This is a genomic window from Lentilactobacillus kisonensis DSM 19906 = JCM 15041, from assembly GCF_001434135.1.
Classification (GTDB): domain Bacteria; phylum Bacillota; class Bacilli; order Lactobacillales; family Lactobacillaceae; genus Lentilactobacillus; species Lentilactobacillus kisonensis.
This window is the reverse complement of sequence record NZ_AZEB01000067.1, coordinates 1-2675: the sequence shown is the minus strand read 5'-3', so window position 1 is coordinate 2675 and position 2675 is coordinate 1. Positions and strand designations below refer to the sequence as shown.

At 42.2% G+C, this 2675-nt stretch carries 1 protein-coding gene; it reads left to right on the top strand.

What is annotated here, in order from left to right; all coding sequences use genetic code 11:
• Positions 1 to 279 precede the first annotated feature (279 nt).
• Complete coding sequence (locus FC98_RS13630) at positions 280 to 1641, top strand: gluconate:H+ symporter (protein ID WP_054656165.1); 1362 nt, start codon at positions 280 to 282, stop codon at positions 1639 to 1641.
• Positions 1642 to 2675 lie beyond the last annotated feature (1034 nt).

Below are 2675 nucleotides of genomic sequence, written 5' to 3'. Positions count from 1 at the left end.
AGCCTCATAGATTAGGACCGCTCCGCAAAGCAAAAGCTTGCATATAAGAACCTTCTGGAAAAATCCCAAGCCCATGGATTTCTCCAGAAGGAACTTATATTCCGACTTTTAACCGCTTTGTTCCGCTCACTATTCTTAGGACCGCTCCGCAAAACAGAAAGCTGCGCCTAAGCCACTCCGTTCAAAAATCCAAGCCCGGGATTCCTGAACGGAGTAACTTAGACTCCGCTTTCTAACCGCTTTGCTCCGCTCACTGTACTATAAGAAAGGGGAAAAATAATGTTATTAAAATTACTCGCATTATTAATCGGGATCATTATTCTCTTGGTCTTGATTATCAAATTTAAAATCAATACATTCGTTTCGTTAATCTTAACCGCGGTTATTACCGCCGTGATGCTCGGCATGCCACTTGGTAACGTTGCAACTTCGGTTTCCAATGGTATCGGTAGCCAGCTTGGCGAACTGTCGATGGTCTTTGGATTTGGTGCCATGCTTGGTAGGCTGGTGTCTGATTCCGGGGGTGCCTATATCATCGCTGAAACGCTGATTAAGCGCTTTGGTAAAGCGTGGCTGCAAGTTGCCGTTATGTTGGCTTCGTTTATTTTAGGGATTGCGTTGTTCTTTGAAGTTGGGATGGTTTTGCTGGTTCCAATCGTCTTCGCAATTGCCGTTGAAGCCGGGGTTCCTATTCTCTACCTGGGAATTCCAATGGCTGCCGCTTTGTCAGTTACCCACGGCTTTTTGCCACCCCATCCAGCACCAGTTGCCATTGCGCAAGTCTTGGGTGCTAATGATGGCAAGGTTCTACTATTTGGTTTCTTCATCGCCATTGTTGCTGCCTATATTGCTGGCCCCTTATTTTCAAAGGTCGCCAGAAAATATGCCCCAGCTGCCTTTGAACGTAAAGGCAATCTCTCGTCAATTGGTGAAGTGAAAGAATTTACGCCGGAAGAATCACCTTCATTTGGTGTTTCCGTTTTAACCGCCCTATTCCCAGTTATTTTGTTAGCTATTTCAACGATTTATAAAATGACGGTTAACGGCGGCGTTGATCCTAAGAACCCTAGCCTATTAGATTCAATTGTTGCCTTCATTGGTTCACCAAGTATTGCAATGTTAATTTCCCTGTTCTTTGCAATGTGGACCATGGGCTGGGCTCGGAAACGAACAACCGCTCAAATTATGGAGTCGCTAGAAAACGCCGTTAAGTCAATTGCTATGCTACTATTGGTTATTGGTGGTGGCGGTGCATTCAAGCAAGTTCTGATCGACGGTGGTGTTGGTAAAGCCGTTGCCCAACTCTTCTTACACTCATCAATTTCACCATTAATCTTAGGCTGGTTAGTCGCTGTTGTTCTTCGAATTGCTCTAGGTTCCGCTACCGTTGCTTCCTTAACGGCTGCTGGAATTGTTGCCCCATTGATGGCCCAGGCTGGTGTTGATCCAGCGTTAATGGTGCTAGCAATCGGTGCTGGTTCACTAGCTGCCTCACACGTAAACGATGCGGGCTTCTGGATGTTCAGAGAATATTTCGATTTGACGATTAAACAAACCTTGCAGACTTGGACGGTGCTTGAATCCGTTATTTCTGTCGTCGGGATTGTGATGGTTATGGGATTGAATTTACTGTTCCATTAATTTATGATTGGCAAGCGTTAGCCTAACGTTTATAAACTGGGACATGTCGTTTTTTAGCTCCCAGAAGTTAATGAAAACACCGTTATTCCTGATTTTGGGAAATAGCGGTGTTTTTAGGTTAAATAACAAGGAGTTACCATCTTACAGTAGCTATAATCAATAGATGGGTTGTGAGTAAAGTAGCCACAACTTGCAAGAAAATAACTCTTATTCCAACTATTTTTCTCTTAATAATAACTCACTAAATTCAAATGATTTTGGTAGCCACTATCATCCTTGCATGCTATAATTTAGGTATGAAAAAGGCGCACTGCTGAAACAGCGCTCCGATGTGGAACCGTTAAAGACGGTGACATAGTTGAGAATTAAAAGATCATTCCAAACCTGTCAAAGTTAGTGGAATGGTCTTTATTTTTTGTGCTTCCTGAACTTTCGCCACGCAATCATCAATTTAGCAACCGCATTTAGCAGTGTCGAAACTGCCAGAATCAATGCCATCAATCCACTAACGATCACAATGACTGATCCAAGATCACTGAAAATGGCTGTCCTTTCATCAGACTGTGTTCTACGAGTTGTTACCCCATAGGCATCACCTTCTTACTAAGATTTGCCAACCGTCACTAACTTTCTACATTAACAATTATACAGGACCCCATGAATTATCCATAGGGGAACTTAATTTTCAAAAGCAACCTCATTCTTTCTTCAAGAGTGAGGTTGTTTTTTAATATTAGCCTCGTGGACTGAATTTCGAAAAACTTTTTACAAACAGTTAACCCCAAAAAGATGACACGACCTATTTTAAAATATGTCGTATATTGATCTCTTTCCTCTTAAGTTTGAAAAAAATGTTAGCAAACAATTGGTCAATCCCAAAACAGTCACTGCTAACAATGACTGCCAAGCCATTATTAATAAGCGTAGTTACCAAAAATTGATGAATGCACCGTGTTTTTCTAAATGGCACCAAAATGGGACTGAGGCTCTCCGGTTAAATTATCCGGATATGGCCCAGTCCCATTTTTTAGTAC

What these genes read in the sequence shown, in the direction of transcription:
- FC98_RS13630 (WP_054656165.1), top strand. Translation starts at nt 280, where the DNA reads ATGTTATTAAAATTACTCGCATTATTAATCGGGATCATTATTCTCTTG.